The 20704-nt window shown below is 71.9% G+C and carries 16 protein-coding genes and 1 tRNA gene; 7 read left to right on the plus strand and 10 right to left on the minus strand.

What is annotated here, in order from left to right:
• Nucleotides 1-40 precede the first annotated feature (40 nt).
• Nucleotides 41-1639 carry a phospholipase C gene (locus H283_RS0118275; RefSeq protein ID WP_020144976.1) on the plus strand — a complete coding sequence of 533 codons (1599 nt, stop codon included), beginning with the start codon at nucleotides 41-43 and terminating at the stop codon, nucleotides 1637-1639.
• A 113-nt stretch (nucleotides 1640-1752) separates the two neighbouring features.
• Here H283_RS0118275 and H283_RS0118280 read toward each other — a convergent pair.
• The 3 genes from H283_RS0118280 to H283_RS0118290 all read right to left on the minus strand — a co-directional run bounded on the left by H283_RS0118280 (nucleotide 1753) and on the right by H283_RS0118290 (nucleotide 3568).
• Nucleotides 1753-1825 (minus strand) — tRNA-Ala (locus tag H283_RS0118280).
• Between the two features lie 106 nt (nucleotides 1826-1931).
• Nucleotides 1932-3152: a peptidoglycan-binding protein gene (locus H283_RS0118285; protein WP_020144977.1), complete on the minus strand. Its 1221-nt coding sequence runs from the start codon at nucleotides 3150-3152 to the stop codon at nucleotides 1932-1934.
• 14 nt (nucleotides 3153-3166) lie between these two features.
• Nucleotides 3167-3568 carry an SHOCT domain-containing protein gene (locus H283_RS0118290; protein WP_020144978.1) on the minus strand — a complete coding sequence of 134 codons (402 nt, stop codon included), beginning with the start codon at nucleotides 3566-3568 and terminating at the stop codon, nucleotides 3167-3169.
• Between the two features lie 407 nt (nucleotides 3569-3975).
• On the opposite strand from H283_RS0118290, the gene H283_RS0118295 reads away from it, so the two are divergent.
• From H283_RS0118295 to H283_RS0118310, 4 genes are all read left to right on the plus strand, one after another.
• Nucleotides 3976-4806, plus strand: coding sequence for a DUF72 domain-containing protein (locus H283_RS0118295; RefSeq protein ID WP_020144979.1), 831 nt, complete (start codon nucleotides 3976-3978; stop codon nucleotides 4804-4806).
• Nucleotides 4807-5017: 211 nt separating this feature from the next.
• Nucleotides 5018-5533, plus strand: a complete 516-nt coding sequence (locus H283_RS0118300) for an OsmC family protein (RefSeq protein ID WP_020144980.1) — start codon at nucleotides 5018-5020, stop codon at nucleotides 5531-5533.
• A gap of 9 nt (nucleotides 5534-5542) precedes the next feature.
• Nucleotides 5543-7648, plus strand: a complete 2106-nt coding sequence (gene pta, locus H283_RS0118305; protein ID WP_020144981.1) for a phosphate acetyltransferase — start codon at nucleotides 5543-5545, stop codon at nucleotides 7646-7648.
• The gene (locus tag H283_RS0118310) at nucleotides 7645-8802 is read left to right on the plus strand and encodes an acetate/propionate family kinase (RefSeq protein ID WP_020144982.1); all 1158 of its coding nucleotides are present in this window, start codon (nucleotides 7645-7647) and stop codon (nucleotides 8800-8802) included. The genes pta and H283_RS0118310 overlap by 4 nt, the downstream gene beginning before the upstream one ends.
• A 60-nt stretch (nucleotides 8803-8862) precedes the next feature.
• Here the strand turns inward: H283_RS0118310 and H283_RS0118315 are convergent, their stop codons facing one another.
• The gene (locus H283_RS0118315) at nucleotides 8863-9735 is read right to left on the minus strand and encodes an SDR family oxidoreductase (protein WP_020144983.1); all 873 of its coding nucleotides are present in this window, start codon (nucleotides 9733-9735) and stop codon (nucleotides 8863-8865) included.
• A gap of 189 nt (nucleotides 9736-9924) precedes the next feature.
• Between H283_RS0118315 and H283_RS0118320 the strand changes: the two genes are divergently transcribed.
• Entirely contained in the window at nucleotides 9925-11142 is a 1218-nt protein-coding gene (locus H283_RS0118320; RefSeq protein WP_231372321.1) for an AI-2E family transporter, read from the plus strand.
• 618 nt (nucleotides 11143-11760) lie between these two features.
• On the opposite strand, the gene H283_RS0118325 is transcribed toward H283_RS0118320, so the two are convergent.
• The 5 genes from H283_RS0118325 to glp form a co-directional block, all read right to left on the minus strand.
• Nucleotides 11761-12876: a hypothetical protein gene (locus tag H283_RS0118325; RefSeq protein ID WP_156023296.1), complete on the minus strand. Its 1116-nt coding sequence runs from the start codon at nucleotides 12874-12876 to the stop codon at nucleotides 11761-11763.
• Nucleotides 12877-12946: 70 nt separating this feature from the next.
• Entirely contained in the window at nucleotides 12947-13579 is a 633-nt protein-coding gene (locus H283_RS0118330) for a GNAT family N-acetyltransferase (protein WP_020144985.1), read from the minus strand.
• Nucleotides 13580-13654: 75 nt separating this feature from the next.
• On the minus strand, nucleotides 13655-14149 hold the full coding sequence (locus H283_RS0118335; protein WP_028785721.1) for a molybdenum cofactor biosynthesis protein B: 495 nt from the start codon (nucleotides 14147-14149) through the stop codon (nucleotides 13655-13657).
• Nucleotides 14142-14645 carry a cyclic pyranopterin monophosphate synthase MoaC gene (gene moaC, locus H283_RS0118340; protein ID WP_020144987.1) on the minus strand — a complete coding sequence of 168 codons (504 nt, stop codon included), beginning with the start codon at nucleotides 14643-14645 and terminating at the stop codon, nucleotides 14142-14144. Before moaC ends, H283_RS0118335 begins: the two co-directional genes overlap by 8 nt.
• Nucleotides 14645-17287 (minus strand): gephyrin-like molybdotransferase Glp, encoded by a 2643-nt coding sequence (gene glp, locus H283_RS0118345; protein ID WP_020144988.1) that lies wholly within the window; start codon nucleotides 17285-17287, stop codon nucleotides 14645-14647. Before glp ends, moaC begins: the two co-directional genes overlap by 1 nt.
• 59 nt (nucleotides 17288-17346) lie before the next feature.
• Between glp and H283_RS0118350 the strand changes: the two genes are divergently transcribed.
• Complete coding sequence (locus tag H283_RS0118350; protein ID WP_020144989.1) at nucleotides 17347-17961, plus strand: 5-formyltetrahydrofolate cyclo-ligase; 615 nt, start codon at nucleotides 17347-17349, stop codon at nucleotides 17959-17961.
• 167 nt (nucleotides 17962-18128) lie between these two features.
• Here the strand turns inward: H283_RS0118350 and H283_RS0118355 are convergent, their stop codons facing one another.
• Nucleotides 18129-20660 carry a penicillin acylase family protein gene (locus tag H283_RS0118355; protein WP_051103687.1) on the minus strand — a complete coding sequence of 844 codons (2532 nt, stop codon included), beginning with the start codon at nucleotides 20658-20660 and terminating at the stop codon, nucleotides 18129-18131.
• Between the last annotated feature and the right edge of the window lie 44 nt (nucleotides 20661-20704).

The following is a 20704-nucleotide window of genomic DNA, read 5'->3' on the forward strand; positions in this document are numbered from 1 at the left end:
GCTCCCCAGAAGCGCGCTGTCCCTTCTCAAAGGAGTCCTGATGACGTTCCTTCCCCTACGCCGAGCCCACGCGCCAGTCGCGGCGGCAGTCGGCGCCCTCGCCCTCCTCGCTGCGTCGGGGCCGGCCACGGCCTCGCATCCCCTCGTCGCGGACGCGGGTGCGGTCTCCGAGGTGCACCCGGTCGCAGCAGGGTCGCACTCGGGCACGACCACGCCGGTCGAGCACCTCGTGGTCATCTACCAGGAGAACGTCTCCTTCGACCACTACTTCGCCACCTACCCGGAGGCCGTGAACACCGCCGGCGAACCCTCGTTCCGAGCGGCACCCGGCACGCCGAGCGTCAACGGGCTGGGCGTCTCCCTGCAGTCGCCCAACAACCCCAACTCCGTCCAGCCGTTCCGCCTGGCCCGATCCCAGGCACAGACCTGCGACCAGGACCACAACTACAAGGACGAGCAGCTGGCCTTCGACCACGGGCTGATGGACAAGTTCGTCGAGACGGTCGGCCGAGGGGCCGGCGCCTGCGCCGACTACGGCCACGGCAAGGGTCTGGTCATGGGCTACTACGACGGCAACACCGTCACGGCGCTCTGGAACTACGCCCAGCACTTCGCGATGAGCGACAACTCCTTCAGCAGCACCTTCGGGCCCTCCACGCCCGGAGCCATCAACCTCGTCTCGGGGCAGACCCACGGCTTCAGCCCGGACGGCGGGGCGGTGCCGGCCGCCAGCGGCACCATGATCGGCGACCCCCAGCCGACGGGCGACGTCTGCGACACCCGCGACACGAGCTCGTCTGTGGACCCCCGCAACCGAAACATCGGCGACCTGCTCAACGCCCAGGGAGTCAGCTGGGGCTGGTTCCAGGGAGGCTTCGCCGACTGCGCCGCCTCGCACACCGACGCCGGCGGGGTCGTGAGCAAGGACTACATCCCCCACCACGAGCCGTTCCAGTACTACGCCAGCACGGCGAACCCCGCCCACACGCGTCCGGCGTCGACGGCCGAGATCGGACACGCCGGACCCGCCAACCACCAGTACGACCTCACCGACTTCTGGTCCGCCGTGCGAGCTCACAGCCTGCCGTCGGTCAGCTTCCTCAAGGCAGCCGCCTACCAGGACGGGCACGCCGGATACTCCACGCCGCTCGACGAGCAGCGCTTCCTCGTCGAGACGCTCAACCAGCTCCAGAAGTCGCCCCAGTGGGAGCACACCGCCGTGGTCATCGCCTACGACGACAGCGACGGCTGGTACGACCACCAGATGTCGCCGATCGTCAACCAGTCCCGGGAGGCCAACGACGCGCTGACCGGGCCCGGCGCCTGCGGCACCAACCCTGCCCGGATCGCCGGTGGCTATCTGGACCGGTGTGGCTACGGTCCACGGCAGCCGCTGCTCGTCATCTCGCCGTTCGCCAAGCGCAACTTCGTCGACCACTCGGTCACCGACCAGACCTCGATCCTCAGGTTCATCGAGGACAACTGGAACACCGGGCGGGTGGGCAACTTCTCCTTCGACGAGAAGGCCGGATCCCTGACCAACCTCTTCACCTTCCGGACCCACGGTGACGACGGCCACGGCGCCCGCGCCCCGCGCCTCACCCTCGACCCGGAGACCGGTCAGCCCAAGGCCCTGTGACGAGCCCGTTCCGTGGGTGAAGCCGAGGGGAGCCGTCGCTCCGTCTCCTCCCCGATCCCCATCAGAAATGCCAGAAGGCCGGACGACGAACGCGTCCGGCCTTCTGGCTTCGGTGGAGCTGAGGGGATTCGAACCCCTGACCTTCTCATTGCGAACGAGACGCGCTACCAACTGCGCCACAGCCCCTTGGTGCGAAGGAACGATAACACCACGCCGACCGGCATACCCAATCGACCCGCGCCCCACGCACCGTGCTGGATCGTCGGCTCACCGCGCCGTCGAAGCACCGTGACTAGGACGTCGTGGACGCCCTCGGCGTGGTCGCGGACGGCGCCGGCGCCGTGGACGATGCGGCCCCCGAGGGGCTCGGCGCGGGCGTCGGCGTGCCGGCCTCGGCGATGGCCTTCTCGAGTGCGGCGACGGTCGCGGCATCGACCGTCCCGGTGGCAGGGACGTCGAGCTCGGACTGGAACTCCTTGAGCGCGTCCGTCAGGGCGGGTGTCCACCGTCCGTCGACGGGACCGTCCCAGAAGCCGGCGAGCTTGAGGGTCTGTTGCACGGCTGCGGTCGAGGCGAGCTCCTCCTGCGCGGCCGCACCCCCCTTCGCCTGCAGGTCGGACTGGAGGGCCGCCTGCGTCGCCTTGTCCACGGTGCCGGTGACCGGCAGACCGTGGGCCTTCTGCAGCGCCTCCACGGCGTCGACCGTCGACGGCCCGTAGACGCCGTCGACCGTGCCGGCGAAGTATCCGGCCTCGCTGAGGGAGCGCTGCAGCGTGGCCGTGTAGTCGTGCACGGCCGTCTGGGCGGACTTCTGTGCCTCGTCCGTCAGACATCCGGCGTCGGCGAAGAGGGCCAGCCACGACATCTCGAGCGCCACGGCGGCGGCGTTGAACTGCTGGGAGGCCTGGCGCAGGGGCGTCTGGGCGCCGATGCCCTCCTGGGCTGCCGTGAACTCGGTCTCGGCCTGCATGACCCGGTTCACCGTCGCCGGCGGCACGGTCGGCGTCGGGCTCTGGCTCGCCGTCGGAGTCGTGGAGCTCGACGACGACCCGGCCGTGGTGTTCGCCGCGGCCGCGGCCGCCTGGGCGGCCGCCAGCTCCTGTTCTGCCGTCACCACCGCCGCCTTGGCGTCGACCGCGGCCGTCGCGGCTGCGGTGGCGTCCGCGCGGGGCTGCTCGAGGTCGGCGCCTGCCGTCTGGACGTCCCCCACCGTCGGGGCCGTCGTCGTCAGCACGTCCCCGTAGCGGTCGACCGCCGTGACGTAGTCGGCAGCAGTGGTGCAGAAGTGCGCCGCTGCCGCCGCGGCGTCCGTCCGCGCCCGGTCCAGGGCCTGCTCCTTGACGGACACCTGGGCATCGGGGAGTGCCGTCCCGGTGCTGCAGGCTCCGAGGGCCAGCACCAGCGCCACGGTGCAGCCCCCGACGCGGACCCGACCCCGATGACCCGCGCCGGGCGGACGCCCGTCGACGTCAGTGCGGTCGGAGGTGTCGGACGGGCCGCTCGGGGGCAGCACGGCGGCTCACCCCGTCAGGCCAGCGCCTTGGCCTTGAGAGCGTCGAACTCGTCCTGGGTGATGGTCCCGGAGTCGAGCAGTCCCTTCGCGTTGGCGATCTGCGCCGCCGGGCTCTCCGCCGCCTGCGTGCCGGCTGCCTGACGGATGTACTCGTCCTGCTGGGCCTTCATCTGGGCCATCTCCGTCATCTGACGCTCGGTCATGCTGCGGCCGCGAGCGATGAGGTAGATCAGGGCGCCCAGCCAGGGCACGAGGATGAGCAGGACGGCCCATCCCGCCTTGCCCCATCCGCTGAGCTCGCGGTCGCGGAACAGGTCGAAGATGCACCGGAACCACACGGTGATCGCGGCGATCCAGATGAAGAACCAGAAGCTCCACAGCAGGACGTCCCAGAAGTTGGTCGTGATGTTGTCCATGTCAGTCCCCTCGGTGCGGTGTGGCGGTGATCAGGGCGCTGACGTGCGCCGTTGACCTCAGCCTGCCCACGGAGTCGGGGTGCTGCCTCAGCCGCTGAGGGTGAACCGTTTCGACGATTTCCGGCCGGGGTGGCGGCCCGCGATCCGGTCCACGACCTCACGCCCCCGCCGGACGCCCGGTCCGGGGCCGGCACGCCGCGAGGTCTTTCATCCTCTTGGGGTGATGTTCACCTCCGGCCGAGCCCTGACCGTGGAGATGGTGGGAGGGCTCTCGTGGGGCCCCGGGCGGCGCGTGGACCGGATGACACCGTCCGCTCGGGGCAGCACGACCTCCGCCGGACGCCACACCCGCCACGGACGTGCTCCGGTGGTCTCGGCGCTCGCCGACGGCTGGGTAAGGGACAGGCATGCCCCACGCATGGATCGGCGTCTCCGGGTGGCGATACCCGTCGTGGCGCGGCGACTTCTACCCCAAGGGTCTCCCCCAGCGGCTCGAGCTGACGTATGCGGCCGAGCGGATGACGTCGATCGAGGTCAACGGGTCCTTCTACTCCCTCCAGCGTCCGAGCTCGTATGCCGCGTGGCGGGCGGCCGTGCCCGCTGACGTGGTGCTCGCCGTCAAGGGCGGACGCTTCATCACCCACATGAAGTCCCTCCGCGACGTCGAGACCCCGCTCGCGAACTTCTTCGCCAGCGGGGTCCTGGCCCTCGGCGCCCAGCTCGGGCCGGTCCTCTGGCAGCTCCCGGAACGACTGTCCTTCGACCGGGAACGCCTGACGCGCTTCTTCCAGCTGCTCCCACGCTCCACCGGTGAGGCCGCCCGGCTCGCGGCCGGCCACGACGACAAGCTCCCCGAGGACCGGGTGCTGACGACGTGCGACGTCGAGGCGCCGGTGCGCCACGCCCTGGAGCCGCGTCACGAGAGCTTCGAGTCCGACGAGGCACGGGCCCTCTGCGCAGAGCACGGCGTGGCGCTCGTCGTCGCCGACAGCGCGGGCCGCTGGCCGGTGATGCGCGACGCGACGAGCGACTTCCGCTACGTGCGGCTGCACGGTGAGAGCGAGCTCTACGCGAGTGGCTACACCGACGCCTCGCTCGACCGCTGGGCAGGCACGTGCCGGGACTGGCTCGACGAGGGTCACGACGTCCACGTCTACTTCGACAACGACGCGAGGGGTCACGCGCCGCACGACGCCGTGCGCCTCGTCCGGCGGCTCGGACTGTCCACGTCGGCCTGAACCGGCAGACGCCGGTCGAGCCGGCGCCTGGCACCGGCACCCGCCACCCGGCACCCGGCACCCGGCACCCGGCGCCCGGCGCCCGGCACCCGGCGCCCGGCGCCCGGGACTCGGGGAGCCCGGGACCCGGCCACGCGGCATACGGTGTCGTCACGAGAGTCCTCGGACGACGGGAGACAGCCATGACCGAGCAGCACCCGGGTGCGGCGCCGTGAACCGCGACGAGCTCCGGGCCGCGCAGGAGCCCCTCAAGGCCCGCTACCGCGAGGACCCGGCCTCGGCCGTGCACCCGGTGTCGGCGAGCGCCGTCTTCGCCGAGCCGGTCGCGGTCGAGGTGCGCACCGCCGCCGGGGCGGTCCGCGCCGGGCTGCACCCGGCCGCGGGCGGTGACGGGTCCGACGCGTGCTCGGGAGACATGCTCATGGAGGCGCTCGTCGCGTGCGCCGGGGTGACGCTCCACGCCGTGTCGGTCGCGTTCGGCGTCGACCTGCGCGAGGTGGTGGTCCGCGCGGAGGCGACGTTCGACGCGCGCGGCACCCTCGGTGTCGACCGGACGGCACCGGTCGGCATCCTCGGCCCGCGAGTGGTCGCCGAGGTCACGACGGACGCCGACGACACCACGCTGCAACGCCTCGCCACCGCCACGGAGCGCTACTGCGTCGTCGGACAGTCGCTCCGGGAGCCTCCGTCGATCGAGGTGCGGCGCCGGGAGCCGCGGGACCGATAGGTTCGTGGCGTGAGCCGAAGCGTCTACGTCGCCTCGCCCGAGGGGCTGACGGGCAAGTCCGCCGTGGCCCTCGGGCTGCTCGACGCCCTGCTGCGCGAGGTCGGTTCGGTGGGTGTCTACCGCCCGCTGACGACGCTCGGCGGCACCGGCCCCGACGACGAGGTCGACCACATCGTCGAGATGCTCGTCAGCCAGCCCGGTGTCGAGCAGACCTACGACGAGGCCCTGGGCGTCACGTACGCCCAGGCCCACGAGGACCCCGACGAAGCGCTCCACCTCATCGTCGAGCGGTTCGGGGCGCTGAGCGCGCGCTTCGAGGTCGTCATCGTGCTCGGCTCCGACTACACCGACATCTCGACCGGTACCGAGCTGTCCTTCAACGCGCGGGTGGCGGCCAACCTCGGCTCGGCCGTCGTGCTCGTCGTGCACGGCCGCGACCGCACGCCCGACCAGATCCGGGTGGCCGCCGACAGCGCCATCACCGAGCTGCGTGCCAACCACGCCCAGACCGTCGCCGTCGTCGCCAACCGCGTCGACCCGGCCGACCTCGACGAGGTGCGGGCCGTGCTCGGCACCCTGCCGTTCCCGGTCACCGCCGCGATCCCCGAGAACCCGCTCCTCTCCGCGCCGAGCTTCCGGGCCCTCGCCGACGCGATCGGGGCGCGGCTCGTCCTCGGCAGCGAGTCGTGGATGGACCGCGACAGCCTCGGGCTCGTCGTCGCGGCGATGAGCCTGCCCAACGTGCTCGCCCGACTTGGCCCGGACGTCACCGTCATCGCCCCGAGCGACCGCACCGACCTCATCCCGGGGCTCCTGCTCGCCCACCAGTCCGGCACCTTCCCGACCCTGGCGGGCATCATCCTCACCGGCGGCTACCCGATCCCCGAGACGATCTCGCGCCTGTCGGCCGGCGTCCAGCAGGACCTGCCGATCGCCCTCACCGACGACGGCACCTTCCGCACCGCCGAGCGGCTCATGCAGGTGCGCGGGCCGATGACGAAGGGATCACGCAACAAGATCGAGACGGCACGCCGGCTCTTCGCCGAGAGCGTCGACCAGTCCGCCCTGCTGACCGCCATCGACGTCTCGGCCTCCGAGGTGCGCACGCCGCTGATGTTCGAGTTCCAGCTCATGGAGCGGGCTCGTTCGGACCGCAAGCACATCGTGCTCCCCGAGAGCCAGGACGACCGCATCCTCGAGGCCGCCGACGTGCTGCTCCGACGTGGTGTCGCCGACCTGACGCTGCTCGGCGACGAGACGAAGGTGCGGGCCCGCGGGTCGGCGCTCGGGCTCGACCTCGACGCCGCGACCGTCGTCTCCCCCACCGACACCGACCTCGTCGAGCGCTTCGCGCAGGAGTATGCCGCCGCGCGGGCCCACAAGGGCATGACCGTCGAGCGCGCCCGGGAGGTCGTCACCGACATCTCGTTCTTCGGCACGATGATGGTCCACCTCGGCCTCGCCGACGGCATGGTGTCCGGCGCGGTCAACACGACGGCGCACACGATCCGTCCGGCACTCGAGTTCGTCAAGACGGCCGACGGGGTCAAGACGGTCTCTAGCGTCTTCCTCATGTGTCTCGCCGACCGGGTGCTCGTCTACGGCGACTGCGCGGTGATCCCCGACCCGACGGCCGAGCAGCTGGCCGACATCGCGATCTCCTCGGCACAGACCGCCCAGCAGTTCGGGATCGAGCCGCGGGTCGCGATGCTCTCCTACTCGACCGGCACGAGCGGCTCCGGCGCCGAGGTCGAGAAGGTCCGTGCCGCAACGGAGCTCATCGCCCAGCGGGCACCGGATCTCGCGCTGGCCGGCCCGATCCAGTACGACGCCGCCATCGACCCCGTCGTGGGCCGGGCCAAGATGCCCGACTCCGACGTCGCCGGCCACGCCACGGTCTTCGTCTTCCCCGACCTCAACACCGGCAACAACACGTACAAGGCGGTGCAGCGCAGCGCCCACGCCGTCGCCGTGGGCCCGGTGCTCCAGGGTCTGCGCAAGCCGGTCAACGACCTCTCCCGCGGCGCCCTCGTCGACGACATCGTCAACACCGTCGCCATCACCGCCGTCCAGGCGCAAGGCGTCTCGACCGAGCAGCAGGGAGGCGGCGAGTGACCGACCCCACAGACGACCAGCCCGTTCTCGTCCTCAACGCCGGCTCGTCATCGCTCAAGTACCAGCTCGTCGTGCCGGAGTCGGGCGACGTCCGCGCCGGTGGGATCGTCGAGCGCATCGGCGAGGCCGGCAGCGACGTCGCCGACCACTCGGCCGCGCTCGAGGCCATGACGGCCCAGCTGCGCGCCGACGGTGTCGACCTCGACGAGGTGGAGCTTCGCGCCGTCGGCCACCGGGTCGTCCACGGTGGCCCTGACTTCTCGGAGCCGGTCGTCATCGACGACGCCGTGCTCGACCGCATCAAGGTGCTGAGCGCCCTTGCGCCACTGCACAACCCGGCTGCCGTCATCGGCATCGAGGCCGCTCGGCAGCACTACGACGTGCCCCACGTCGCCGTCTTCGACACCGCCTTCTTCTCCTCGCTGCCCGCCGCAGCGTCGACGTATGCCGTGCCCCGCGACCTCGCCGCGAAGCACTCCATCCGCCGCTACGGCTTCCACGGCACCTCGCACCAGTTCGTCGCGCAGGCGACCGCCGACCTGCTGGGACGCCCCCTCGCCGACCTGCGCCAGGTGATCCTCCACCTCGGCAACGGGTGCTCGGCCTCGGCGGTGCGCGGCGGGCAGGCCGTCGAGACGTCGATGGGACTGACGCCGCTGCAGGGGCTCGTCATGGGCACCCGCTCCGGCGACGTCGATCCCGGGCTGCACGCATACCTCGCCCGCGAGGCGGGGATGACGCTCGACGAGATCGACACCCTCCTCAACAAGAGGTCCGGGGTCCTCGGCCTGAGCGGCGTCAACGACTTCCGCGAGCTCGTGCAGCAGGTCGATGCCGGCGACGAGCATGCGCGTCTCGCGTTCGACGTCTTCGTCCACCGGCTCAAGCACTACGTCGGCGCCTACCTCGCGATCCTCGGCGGGGCGGACGTGCTCGTCTTCACGGCGGGCATCGGACAGCACAGCGCCCCGGTCCGGGCAGCGGTCGCCGACGGACTCGCCGAGCTGGGGATCGCGGTCGACGTGGACCTCAACGCGTCGGGATCGAGCGACGCACGCGTCATCTCTCCTGACGGGTCACGGGTCGCCGTCGCGGTCGTGCCGACCAACGAGGAGCTCGCCATCGCCCGGCAGACGGCCGACCTCGTCGGCTGACGTCCAGCCGCGCCCTCCCACGGGTTCGAGGTCATGTCGCCACCCACGTGGGTGCCGCGATCACCCCGACGGGTGCTGGGACTCGAGGTACTCGCGCAGGGACGTGGGTCGGCGACCGGTCAGCCGCTCGACATCGCCGCTGACGCCGTCGAGCTCACCCGCGGCGACGGCGGTGTACGTCGACACCCAGGCGTCCACCTGCCAGTCCGGTGCCCCGTAGACCGCGCGGGACGCGTACGCCTCCTCGACCGTCTCGTCGTGGAAGCGCACCTCGCGCCCGGTGACGTCGGTGATGACCTCCGCCATCTCGGTGAACGTCAGCGCCTCGGGCCCGGTGAGGGCGTACGTCGCGCCTGCGTGCGCGGCCGGGTCGAGCAGGACGGTGACCGCGACACGGGCGATGTCGTCGTGCGCGACCACCGCGGCCCGGCCGTCGCCCGCGGGACCTCGGACGACGCCGTCCTCGCCGACCATGTGGTCCATGAACTCGAGGTAGAGGTTGTCGCGCAGGAAGGTCCATGCCATGCCGGAGTCGCGGAGGTACTGCTCCGTGGCCGCGTGGTCACGCGCCAGGGTGAACGTCGCGTCCGGCGCGGCGCCGAAGAACGAGACGTAGACGACGTGCGCGACCCCGGCAGCCGAAGCGGCATCGACGAAGGCCCGGTGCTCGGCGAGCCGGTCCTCGTTCTCGGCGGCCGAGACCATGAAGAGGGTCTCGACACCCTCGAGGGCAGCGCGGGCCGCATCGGCGTCGCGGTAGCTGCACGGCGCCGCGACGGAGCCCGGCAGCTCTGGTGCCCTAGCCACGTCACGCACGAGCAGCCGCTGGCTCACTCCGCGGTCGGCGAGGTCCCGGGCCACGAGCCCACCGAGCCACCCGGTCGAGCCGGTGACGGCGAGGACGGGCCGGTCGGCACGAGCGTCGGGTTCCATGCCCTCGAGCGTACGCAGCCGGAGCGCGGCGCCGACAGTGGCGGGCTCGAACGGTCATGACCGTCGGGGACATCACCGCCTCGGACGCGCCGGTCGCACGACGGTGATGACGGTCCAGCACGCACCCGCGTGACGCCACCGCGCAGGGCGATCCCCCGGAAGCGAGGCCCGGCAGCATACGGTGTGGTCGTGACCGACAACCATGCCAACCCCTCCGGCACGCCCTCCGCCGCCACCCAGCCCGTCTCCACCCACGACGGCGACACCCTGCAGGTCGATCCTCCCTTCGCCCCGGAGCTGCCGGGTATCGAGGCGGCGGCCGTGCCGCCCGGCATCCGGGTCGCGAGCGAGTGGGCGTGGCGCCTCCTGCTCATCGGCGCGGCCATCTTCCTGCTCTCGCTGGCGGTGCGCTCGGTCTCCGAGATCGTCGTGCCGGTCGCCATCGCCATCCTCCTAACGGCGCTGCTGCGCCCCGTCGCGACGTGGCTGCACCACCGGATGAAGCCGGGAGCCGCCGCCGGCATCACGCTCGTCGGCACGATCTTGTTCATCGGCGCGCTCTTCACGCTCGTCGGGACGCAGTTCAGCAGCGGCCTGTCCGACCTGACGAGCCAGGTCGCCACCGGACTGGAGCGCATCCGCGACTGGGTGCGCACGACCTTCAATATCACCGACGCGCAGTTCGACGCGTACTTCAACACGATCCGCGACAAGGTGAGCGAGTCGGGCAACCTCGGTGACACCGCGACCTCGGTCGGCCTGACCGCGACGCACTTCGTCGCCGGCCTGTTCATCGCGCTCTTCTCGCTCTTCTTCTTCCTCTACGAGGGCCCGCGCATCTGGGGCTGGGTCGTGCGCCTCTTCCCACGCGCCACCCGCCCCCGGGTCAACTCCTCGGGCGTCATCGCCTGGCACCAGCTGTCGGCGTTCGTGCGCGCCACGATGATCGTGGCCTTCGTCGACGCGGTCGGCATCTCGGTCGGCGCCGCGATCCTCAAGGTCCCCTTCGCGTTCGCGATCGGCATCCTCGTCTTCATCCTCGCGTTCATCCCGATCGTCGGAGCGCTGCTCTCGGGGGCCGTCGCGGTGCTGCTCGCGCTCGTCGCGCACGGCCCGGGCGTCGCGCTCATCATGCTCGCCGTCGTCATCGGCGTGCAGCAGCTCGAGTCGCACGTGCTCCAGCCGTTCCTGCTCGGCAAGGCCGTCAGCGTCCACCCGCTCGCCGTCATCCTCGCCATCGCGACCGGCTCGATCATCGCCGGCATCGTCGGTGCGCTGGTCGCCGTCCCGTTCGCCGCGGTGCTCAACGCCGTGGGCAAGCACCTCTTCAGCGACGAGTCGGAGGGCGAGCTCGACCGGGAGATGGCGGCGTCCGCCGACGAGGGCGGAGCCCCAGCCAACGCCTGACCGGTCACCCGGGGTCGTATGCCGTCCGGCCGGGTCCGCGCCCAGAGCGCAGACCCGGCCGGACGCGTACCAGGCCAATGTCGAGCGCGCCCCACGTAAGGGCGCCACGGCCCCCAAACCGACGCCCCAGGCACCCCACCCACGCACGACCAAGCGCCACGGCCCCCAAACCGTCGACCCAGGCACCCCACCCACGCACGACCAAGCGCCACGGCCCCCAAACCGTCGACCCGGGCATCCCACCCGAGCCCGACCAGGCGCCGGGGTGCCCAAAACGGTTTCGGGTGGATCCTGCGCAATCCGCCAACATGGCCTTGGCGGAGCTGGCGCGGCCTTGCCGGCCCTGATCCAGTCGCCAGGTCCGCCCTGGCCGAGTTGGCGCGGTCTTGCCGGGACCGGTCCAGTCGCCAGGTCCGCCCTGGCCGAGTTGGCGCGGCCTTGCCGGCCCTGATCCAGTCGCCAGCTTCGCCCTGGCCGAGTTGGCGCGGTCTTGCCGGGACCGGTCCAGTCGCCAGGTCCGCCTGGGCGGAGTTGGCGCGGGCTTGGCGGGACCGGTCCGCTGACCAGGTCCGCCCTGGCCGAGTTGGCGCTCGTCCGTGGGGCGGGGCGAACCCCGCCTTACTGGGAGACGGCGCGGCGGGCGAAGAGGGCCCGGTCGTCGAGCTCCTCGGCCTCCTCGGCGAACTCCGGCGTGTCGAAGACGTCGGCCGGGATGCCGGACTCGGTGTAGCGCGGCTCGGCCTTGGCCTTGAGCGAGTAGGTCGGGCGCGGCACCGGGACGGGGCTCCAACTGCCCTCCGCGGGCGGCTCGACGGCGGCCGCGGCGACCGGCACCTCACCGGTGATCGGCGCCTGGACGTCGAAGACGCCGGACTCGACGTGCTGGGCGACGACGATCTGCGACTCCTGCGAGACCGCCACGACCTCCGACTGCGCTGCCGCGGCGGTGCTGCGGATGACCTGCGTGTCGTCGCTCGAGAGGAGCGGCACCTGGTGCGCAGCGTCGTGCGCGTCGTAGGACCTGGCGTGGCGACGACCCCGCCGGCCACCCTGACCGCGGCGCTCCCCCGCATCCGAGCCGGTGCGCAGGCGGTCGGCCTGGGCCTCGGCCCGCAGCCACACGAGCACGGCGGCGACGGTGAGCACGGCGAACGGGATGGAGATCCACATGAGCACGTCGGTGACCGTCAGCACGACGGAGACCGGCAGCCACGCGACCGCGACGAGGAGCAGCGCCGCGCGAAGGCGGCGCTGTGCCAGCGGAACCCGCGCAGACGCCGTGGGTCGAGCCGGCCTCCGGTCCGCGTGGCTCGTCGGTCGCGCTGACTCGGGCATGCGGTCCACCTCGGCGGAGTAGGGGGCGATGTCGTGGTCGGTCTGGCTCGGGTCTGACGAGGAGCCCGACGCGACAAGCGCGCTCGCCAGCACCCGCTCGTCGGAGCGACGCGCGACGAGCGGAGAGTGCCGGCGCGACGTGCCGGCGGGCACGGCCCGCTTCACGTCGACGGTGGGACGGCCGGTGCTCGCGGGCTTGACGGCATACGAGTGCGGGCGCGGGGTGCTGAGCGCCGCTGTCGGCAGGGCCGGTCGCTTCTCGAGGACGCGCATGGCCTCGGAGAAGCCCTCGACCGACCGGGTCGCGGCAGCGTCCTCGCGACGGCGGGCCCAGTGCTGCACGAGATAGGCAGCCCAGATCGCCACGATGACGACGAAGATGAGGCTGCTGACTGGCACGTGACCCACGGTAGGACGCGGTTCGGTAACGGCCCCGCACATTCGAGGCGTGTCGCGCAAGAGGCTGGTGTTACACCTGTGACAGGCGAGCCGTGAGAGTCGATCCGCACAGGTCCTCGTTCGTGATGGCGAAGGAGCGGTGGTCCCGCCAGGCGCCGTCGATGTGGAGGAACCGCTCGCGCACGCCCTCGTCACGCAGGCCGAGTCGCTCGACGACGCGCAGCGAGGGCACGTTGTCGAGCCGGATGTTGACCTCGATGCGGTGCAGCCCACCCGCGCCGAGCGCATGGTCGACCGCCAGTGCGAGAGCGCGGGTCGCGATGCCCTGCCCGGTGACGGACTCGTCGAGCCAGTAGCCGGCAGCACCCGACTGCTGCGCGGCGCGGACGATCCCGAAGAGGTGGACCTGCCCCACGATGCGACCGCCGACCTCGATGCACCACGGCATGGCACGGTCGGCGCGCGCCTCGGTGTCGAGGTCGCGCACGAACTGCCGGAAGGAGACCGGAGCCCGCGCGGGCGAGCCCGGCGGGAGGGTCGGCTCCCACGGCTGGACGTATGCCGCGTTGTCACGCCGCACCCGCTGCCAGTCGCGCTCGTCGTCCAGACGCAGGGGCCGCAGCACGATCGCGGGCTCGGACGAGGCATCACGCAGGACGACGGGCCAGCGGGCCTGACCGTCCCGGTGTGGGCGCCACGGCATCCTCATCCGACGGATCCCCCAGACCTCGGTCGACGCCGGATCACGAAGCGGCGCAACGGGATCCGCGTCCTCACGTCAGTGGTCACTGCCAGGGATCTGGTCGAGGGCGTGACCCAGGACCGGCTCGAGCACGTCGAGGGCGTCGGTCACACCGCCGCGCGACCCGGGGAGGTTGGCGACGAAGGTGCGCCCGGCCAGGCCGACGAGGCCGCGCGAGAGCATGGCCGTCGGGACCCCCTTGCCGACGCCGGCCGCGCGGATCGCCTCGGCGACGCCGGGGACGAGCCGGTCGAGCAGCGGTGCGGTCTGCTCGGGGGTGACGTCGGTCGGGGTGAGGCCTGTCCCCCCGGTCGTGATGACGAGCTCGGGCTCGCTAGCGAGGACCTCGCGAAGCGCCAGGCCGAACTCGTCGCCGTCGGCCACGACGACCGGCTCGCCCACCTCGAAGCCCCAGGCGCGGAGGCGCTCGACGATGACCGGGCCGGACCTGTCGGCATAGACACCGGCGGCGGCTCGGGTCGAGGACGTGACGACGACGGCCCGGCGCCCCACGCCCGGAGCCTCACTCATGCCAGTCCCCCGACCGACCACCGGACTTCGCCGTGACGCGGACGTCGGTGATCCGGCCGTGCTTGTCGACGGCCTTGACCATGTCGATGAGGGCGAGCGCGGCGACCGTCACCGCGGTGAGCGCCTCCATCTCGATGCCCGTGCGGTCGGCGGTGCGCACCGTCGCCGTGATGTCGGCGCCGTCGTCGGCGACCGTCACGTCGACCTCGACACCGTGCACGGCGATCGGGTGCGCGAGCGGGATGAGCTCGGGCGTGCGCTTGACGGCCTGGATGCCGGCGATGCGGGCGACCGCCAGGGCGTCGCCCTTGGGGACCGTCCCCGAGCGCAACGCTGCGACGGCGTCGGCACTGAGCAGGACGCGTCCCGCCGCGCTGGCCTCGCGGGCGGTCACGGCCTTGGCCGAGACGTCGACCATGTGGGCGCTGCCGTCGGCGCGCACGTGGGTCAGGCCGGGCGCCTCGCGCGCTCCGAAGTCCTCGGTGGCCTCGCTCATCAGGCCTCCCTGTCGAGGACGAGGACGTCGACGACCTCGCCGGCGACGAGCTCGGTCACGTCCTCGGGAACGACGAAGAGCGCGTTGGCCCGGGAGAGGTCGGCGACGAAGTGCGAGCCCTGGCCCGCGACGGGCACGGCGACGAGCGTGCCCTCGGCCGACCGTGACACGACGGCACGACCGAACTGGCGCCGGCCGCCGAAGGACTCGACGCCGGAGATGAGCGTGGCGGGCCGCAGGCGTCGCTTCTCGGGGGTCAGGCGCATGAGCCGGCGCAGCGCCGGGCGCACGAAGACCTCGAACGACACGAACGACGACACCGGGTTGCCGGGCAGGGCGAAGAGCGGCACCTGCTTGCCACCCGGCCCGGTCAGCAGCCCGTAGCCCTGCGGCTTGCCGGGCTGCATCGCCACCTTGACGAAGTCGATGCCCTCACCACGGAGAGCGCTCTTGACGACGTCGTAGGCCCCCATCGAGACACCGCCGCTCGTGATGACGACATCGGCCACGGCGACGACCTCGTCGAGCACGGCGAGCAGCTCCTCGTCGGAGTCTCCGACCGCGGCGCGGATCTCGGCCGAGGCTCCGGCGCCGACGGCGGCCGCCCAGAGCATGGAGGAGTTGGAGTCGTGGATCTGCCCGGGCTGCAAGGGTTTTCCGGGCTCGACGAGCTCGGCACCCGTCGACAGCACGACGACGTGCGGCCGCCGGTGGACCTCGACCTCAGCATGACCGCACGCCGCGAGCAGCGCGATGGTGCGGGCGCCGACGACCTCGCCCGCCGAGACGATGACCGCGCCCGACGACACGTCCTCGCCCTGCGGACGGATGAACCGACCCGGCGGCACCGCCACGCGACACTCCACGTCGCCCGTCGCGGCCGCGTCGGTGTCCTCGACGGCGATGACGGCGTCGGCCCCCTCGGGGATCGGGGCGCCCGTCATGATCCTGGCCGCCTCTCCGACGCCCACGGAGAAGGTCGGGCTGGCACCCGCGGCGACCTCGCCGACGATGCGCAGGCGCACCGGCGACTCACCGGCGGATGCGAGCGACTCGGCGCGGACGGCATACCCGTCCATCGACGAGTTGTCGAAGTGCGGCAGGTTGACCTTGGCCCGGACGTCGCGGGCCACGACGAGGCCGAGGGCCTCGGTGAGCGGCGTCCACTCGGTCGGCGACGGCTCGAGCGTCGAGAGGATGGCCTTGAGGTGCTCGTCGACCGTGCGCACGTCGCCCGGCGTCGTGACGGGCGCCGGCGTCGGCGTCGGCAGCTCGCCGAGCACCGCGTCGTCGAGGACCCGGCGGTAGCCGTCGATGAGCACGTCGCCGACGCAGCGGACGTTGCGGCCGAAGACGGGGTCACCGATGACGCGCAGGCTCGTGCAGTCGCGCATCGAGGGCACCCCCTTGGGGAAGCGCTGCTCGAAGCCCGACACGAAGCGGTAGGCCGAGTCGAGGTCGACGTAGGGCTCGGGCCCGTCGACGGTCGCGACGACGTGGTAGCCCTCGTCGAGGGTGAAGAAGTCGGACCGGATGACGAGCAGGTCGTTCGTCGTCTTGACCGGACGGAAGCGGGTGCGCGGCACGAGGATCGCCTCGGACCCCTCGAACACCTCGATCGCCGTGCCCATCGCCGACTCCATCTGGATGACCTCGGGCGAGCTCGGGTCGGCGGGGTCGACGTTCTTGTGGTTGACGATGATCGGCAGGCCGAGGACGCCCTGCTTGGCCGTCATCCGCTCGCGCAGGACCTCGAGGTTGATCCACACGTTGTTGGCGTTGAAGGTGTTGTGCCGCTTGATGTCGCGGAAGTAGCGCTCCTCCCCCTCGGCGACCATCGCCGTGTCGCGCAGCACGATCCGGCCGTCGGACTTGCGCACCGCGAGGTGACCGCCCTTGCGGTCGCTCTTCGTGCGCTTGCACACCTCGGCGACGTAGGGCAGGCCGTGCTCGACCATCCACGCGGCGACGTCGGGGTCGCACGTCGCGCCGAGGTTGTCGGAGTTGGAGAGGAACGCGTAACGGATGCCCTTCTCCAGCAGGGAGTCGAGCACACCGGACGTGACGAGCGAGACGTAGATGTCGCCGTGGCCCGGCGGGCACCACTCGAGCTCGGGGTCGTCGGGCCACTGCACCGGCATGAGGTCGTCGGGGCGCAGCTTGGGCTCGGCGTTCTGGATGAAGTCGAGCGGCAGCCCCTCGACCGGCAGGTCGGGGTACTTCGCGAGGATCTTGAGCGACTCCTCCGAGGTGCGGAAGGAGTTCATGAGCACGAGCGGGAGCTCGACGCCCCAGCGCTCACGCAGGGCCAGCACCTGCAGGGCGATGATGTCGAGGAAGGTCAGGCCGTCCTTGACCTCGAGCGCCGACTTGGCCCCCGTCATGCCCATCCCGGTGCCGAGGCCACCGTTGAGCTTGATGACGGCGGTGCGCGACAGCGCCTCGCGCGCCTCCTCGTCGGACACCTGGACACCGCGGAGGGTCTGCACCTCACCGAGGGGCTCGATCGACTCCTCGGGGATCGTGCCGAGCGCGCCCGCCTGCAACTGCTCGTAGTAGTGCTCGAACACCCTGATCGCCTCAGGACCGAGGCCCCGGTCGCGCATCAGTGCGACGGACGCGTGGAGCCCCTGGTCACTCATGGGCATCACCTTACGATGGGCCGCATGTGCGTCACCCGAGTGCGCGGAATGTGCTCCCCGTGAGCGGCCCGGGCAAGCGTGACCTGCGTCACGCCGCGCGGGCCCGGCGGCGTGAGATCGCGGCGCGCCTCACCCCGGCCGAGCGCGACGCCGCCGCGGCGGCGATCGCCGAGGCCGTGCTGCGTTTCGTGCCCGACCCGTCCCGGGTCGCGGTCTACGAGTCCCTCCCGGACGAGCCGCCGACCGGCCGCCTCGTCGAGGCGCTCCTCGCGGCCGGCCACGAGGTCATCGTGCCCGTCGTGCTCGACGACTTCTCGCTCGAGTGGAGGTATGCCGTCCCGGGCGCCTCGGGCGACCACGCGACCGTGCGCCGCCCCGGCCACGGCGGCCACGCACCGGACGCCGACGAGCGACGGGGCTGGCTCGGCACCGACGCCCTCGCCACGTGCGACCTCGTCGTCACGCCCGGGCTCTCCGTCGACGAGCACGGCACGCGCCTCGGCCAGGGCGGCGGCTGCTACGACCGGGCCCTGCTCCACCGTGACCCGGCCACACCCGTCGTGACGCTGCTCCACGAGGGCGAGCAGAGCGACACCGACCTACCGGCCGACGCCCACGACCTCCCGGTCGACGGCTACGTCACGACGACCGGACGCGTCGTGCGGCTGCGCTGACGCGCGTACATAGCCGAGCCCGACCGCGGGAGCCGAGCCCGACCGCGGGACCCGAGCACCCGGCATACGCCATCCGTGCGCGGCCGACGTCGCTGACCCGGCCCTGACCCGGCCGACCCCTGACCCGGCCCGAAGGCCCGGGGCCCGCCAGCCCGTGGCCCGCAGGGCTACGGGTTCGACGTCGGCGACGGCGGCACGAGGGTCAGCTCGTCGTCGGTCGCCTCGCGCACCGCGGTCGCGCTGAACGGCCACCCGAAGGTCTCGTTGGCCGCCCAGGCGTCGATCTGGTCGGAGTAGTGGTCGTCGTAGGCGTGCCCCGACTGGCCGGTCGAGTTGACCCAGCGCGACGCGTCGAGGTTGCCGAGGTCGACGACCATGCGCATCGACGGGCCGCTCGTGACGTCGTAGCCGGGCTTCGAGGCGTTCCACGCGTTGGCGTTGACGATGGAGTTGCCGCCGCCGAGCTCGATGTCGTTGCGGTTGAAGAGGTTCTGGACGAGCTCGGGCACGCCGTCGGCGCCCATGACCTGGTGCGTCAGGTCGAGCGAGTGCAGTCGGCCCCAGCGCCACGTCGCGGGCACCTTGCCGAGCTCGCGGGCGAGGTCGAGACGCGCCTCGACGAGCGCGCGCTTGAGGATCTCGCCGGAGCCCTCCGTGACGCCGGGCGTCGTCTTGTCGTCCCACCAGTCGTTCTTGGGGTCCTTGAGCAGCTGCTCCATGACGACCATCCACCGGCTGCCGCCGTCGGGCGCGATGTCGGGTGGGAGCTCGTCGAAGGTGTACTCGAGCAGGTGCTTCCACACGGCGTTGTAGTACGCCGCCGAGGCCGCGTCACGCGTCTTGTCGTTGGGCTGGTTGCCGTCCCAGTCGCGCAGCAGGCGCTGGGCCTGCGCCGTGAAGTCGTCGACCTGCACGGCGAGGAGGCGCTCGACGAGGCCCGGCGCGTAGGTGTTGCGGGTGTCGCCCTGGATCTGCGACATCGTCTCGGGCGAGACCTTGGGGGTCGCGGCGAGCAGCGTACGGATGCGCTGCGCCCGGAAGCCGTAGTCCCACTCCGAGGTGAGGAACGGCGTCGGGCTCGCGGTGACGGCCTGGTTGGCCGTGACGATGAAGCCCTCGGCGGGGTCGAAGGTGTTGGGCAGGTCGTCGAAGGGCACGTAGCCCTTCCAGTCCCACTGCGAGTCCCAGCCGGGCGACGGCCAGAAACCGGGGGGTGCTGCGGGCGTCGCCGACCGTCGCACCGGGATCTTGCCGGGAGCCTGGTAGCCGATGTGGCCGGCCGTGTCGGCGTAGACGAGGTTCTGCGACGGCACCGAGAAGAGCGCCGCGGCCTTGCGGAAGTCCGACCAGTTGGTGGCCCGGTTGAGGGCGAAGATCGCGTCGGCCGTCGTGCCCGGGGTCAGCGCCGTCCACGCGAGCGACACGGCATACCGGTTGGACTGGGGAGCGCCACGGACGACGCTGCGGTCACCCGCCGCGTCGATCGCCGGGACGATGTCGGACATGATCGGCCCGTGCACCGTCGAGCGCACGGTCAGCGGCACGTCGGCGCCACCGGCGACCTTGATGACCTCCTGGCGCGTCTCGAGCGGCTTGGTCAGCCCGTCACGGAGGTAGCCGTCGCCCGAGACCTGCTCGAGGTAGAAGTCGGTGACGTCGGGGCCGAGGTTCGTCATGCCCCACGCGATCTTGTCGTTGTGGCCGATGACGACGCCCGGCAGCCCCGAGAAGGTGAAGCCCGAGACCTGGAAGGGGCAGGCCGCGCTCAGGGTGCGGCACTGGAGGTTGACCTGGCCCCAGATGCCGGGGATCGACAGGGCGAGGTGCGGGTCGTTGGCGAGCAGCGGCTTGCCCGTCGTCGTGCGCGAGCCCGAGACGACCCACGAGTTGGAGCCGATGCCGTCGCCGCGGCCGAGGCTCGACGGGACCGCGTTGACCGATGCGAGCGCCGAGTCGATGGCGGCGTTGCCGTCCTCGGAGCGCATGGCCGTCAGGGCCGCGGGCGCCGGGCTCGCCGCCTGGTCGCTCGCGGACGCGGGCTGCCAGTCCTGCTCCGAGAGGATCGGCTGGTTGCGGTCGACCGGGTAGGGCGGGTAGAGCAGGTTGATCTGCTTGAGGGAGCGCGTCGTGCGCGACAGGCGGGCGCGGGCGAGCTCGTCGTTGTAGTCGCCGCGCAGGTCCCACGCCATCGCCTTGAGCCACGAGAGCGAGTCGACGGGCGTCCACGGCTCGACGCGGTAGCCGGGGTTGCGGCGGGCCAGCACGGTGTACTCGAGCGACATCTTCTCGGGCGTCTCGGCCTTCTTGATGTACGCGTTGACGCCGTCGGCGTACGCCTGGAGGTACTGCCGCGTCTCGGGCGCGAGCTTGGGCAGCTCCTGCTCCGCGATGCGGCGCCAGCCCATCGTGCGGATGACCTTGTCCTTGTCGAGGCCGGCGCTGCCGACGAGCTCGGAGAGCCGGCCGGCCGTGACGTGGCGGCGCAGGTCCATCTCGAAGAAGCGGTCCTGGGCGCTGACGAAGCCCTGCGCCCGGAAGAGGTCGCTCGCGTTGTCGGCGTAGATCGTGGGGACGCCCTGGGCGTCGCGGTGCACCGACACCGAGCTCGTCAGGCCCTCGATCTCGAGCTGTCCCGAGGTCTGCGGGAACGACTGCCGCACCACCCCGATCGCCAGGATCCCGACGCCGACCACCGCCATGACGACGAGGACGGCGACGAGCAGGACGATCCGACGGGCGCGCT

This window comes from Terracoccus sp. 273MFTsu3.1 (assembly GCF_000383675.1).
GTDB lineage: Bacteria > Actinomycetota > Actinomycetes > Actinomycetales > Dermatophilaceae > Terrabacter.

What these genes read in the sequence shown, in the direction of transcription:
- moaC (WP_020144987.1), bottom strand. Translation starts at nt 14,645, where the DNA reads ATGAGCGAGGCCACCGAGGACTTCGGAGCGCGCGAGGCGCCCGGCCTG.
- H283_RS0118295 (WP_020144979.1), top strand. Translation starts at nt 3,976, where the DNA reads ATGCCCCACGCATGGATCGGCGTCTCCGGGTGGCGATACCCGTCGTGG.
- H283_RS0118355 (WP_051103687.1), bottom strand. Translation starts at nt 20,660, where the DNA reads ATGGCGGTGGTCGGCGTCGGGATCCTGGCGATCGGGGTGGTGCGGCAG.
- H283_RS0118290 (WP_020144978.1), bottom strand. Translation starts at nt 3,568, where the DNA reads ATGGACAACATCACGACCAACTTCTGGGACGTCCTGCTGTGGAGCTTC.
- glp (WP_020144988.1), bottom strand. Translation starts at nt 17,287, where the DNA reads ATGAGTGACCAGGGGCTCCACGCGTCCGTCGCACTGATGCGCGACCGG.
- H283_RS0118275 (WP_020144976.1), top strand. Translation starts at nt 41, where the DNA reads ATGACGTTCCTTCCCCTACGCCGAGCCCACGCGCCAGTCGCGGCGGCA.
- H283_RS0118315 (WP_020144983.1), bottom strand. Translation starts at nt 9,735, where the DNA reads ATGGAACCCGACGCTCGTGCCGACCGGCCCGTCCTCGCCGTCACCGGC.
- H283_RS0118330 (WP_020144985.1), bottom strand. Translation starts at nt 13,579, where the DNA reads ATGCCGTGGCGCCCACACCGGGACGGTCAGGCCCGCTGGCCCGTCGTC.
- H283_RS0118335 (WP_028785721.1), bottom strand. Translation starts at nt 14,149, where the DNA reads ATGAGTGAGGCTCCGGGCGTGGGGCGCCGGGCCGTCGTCGTCACGTCC.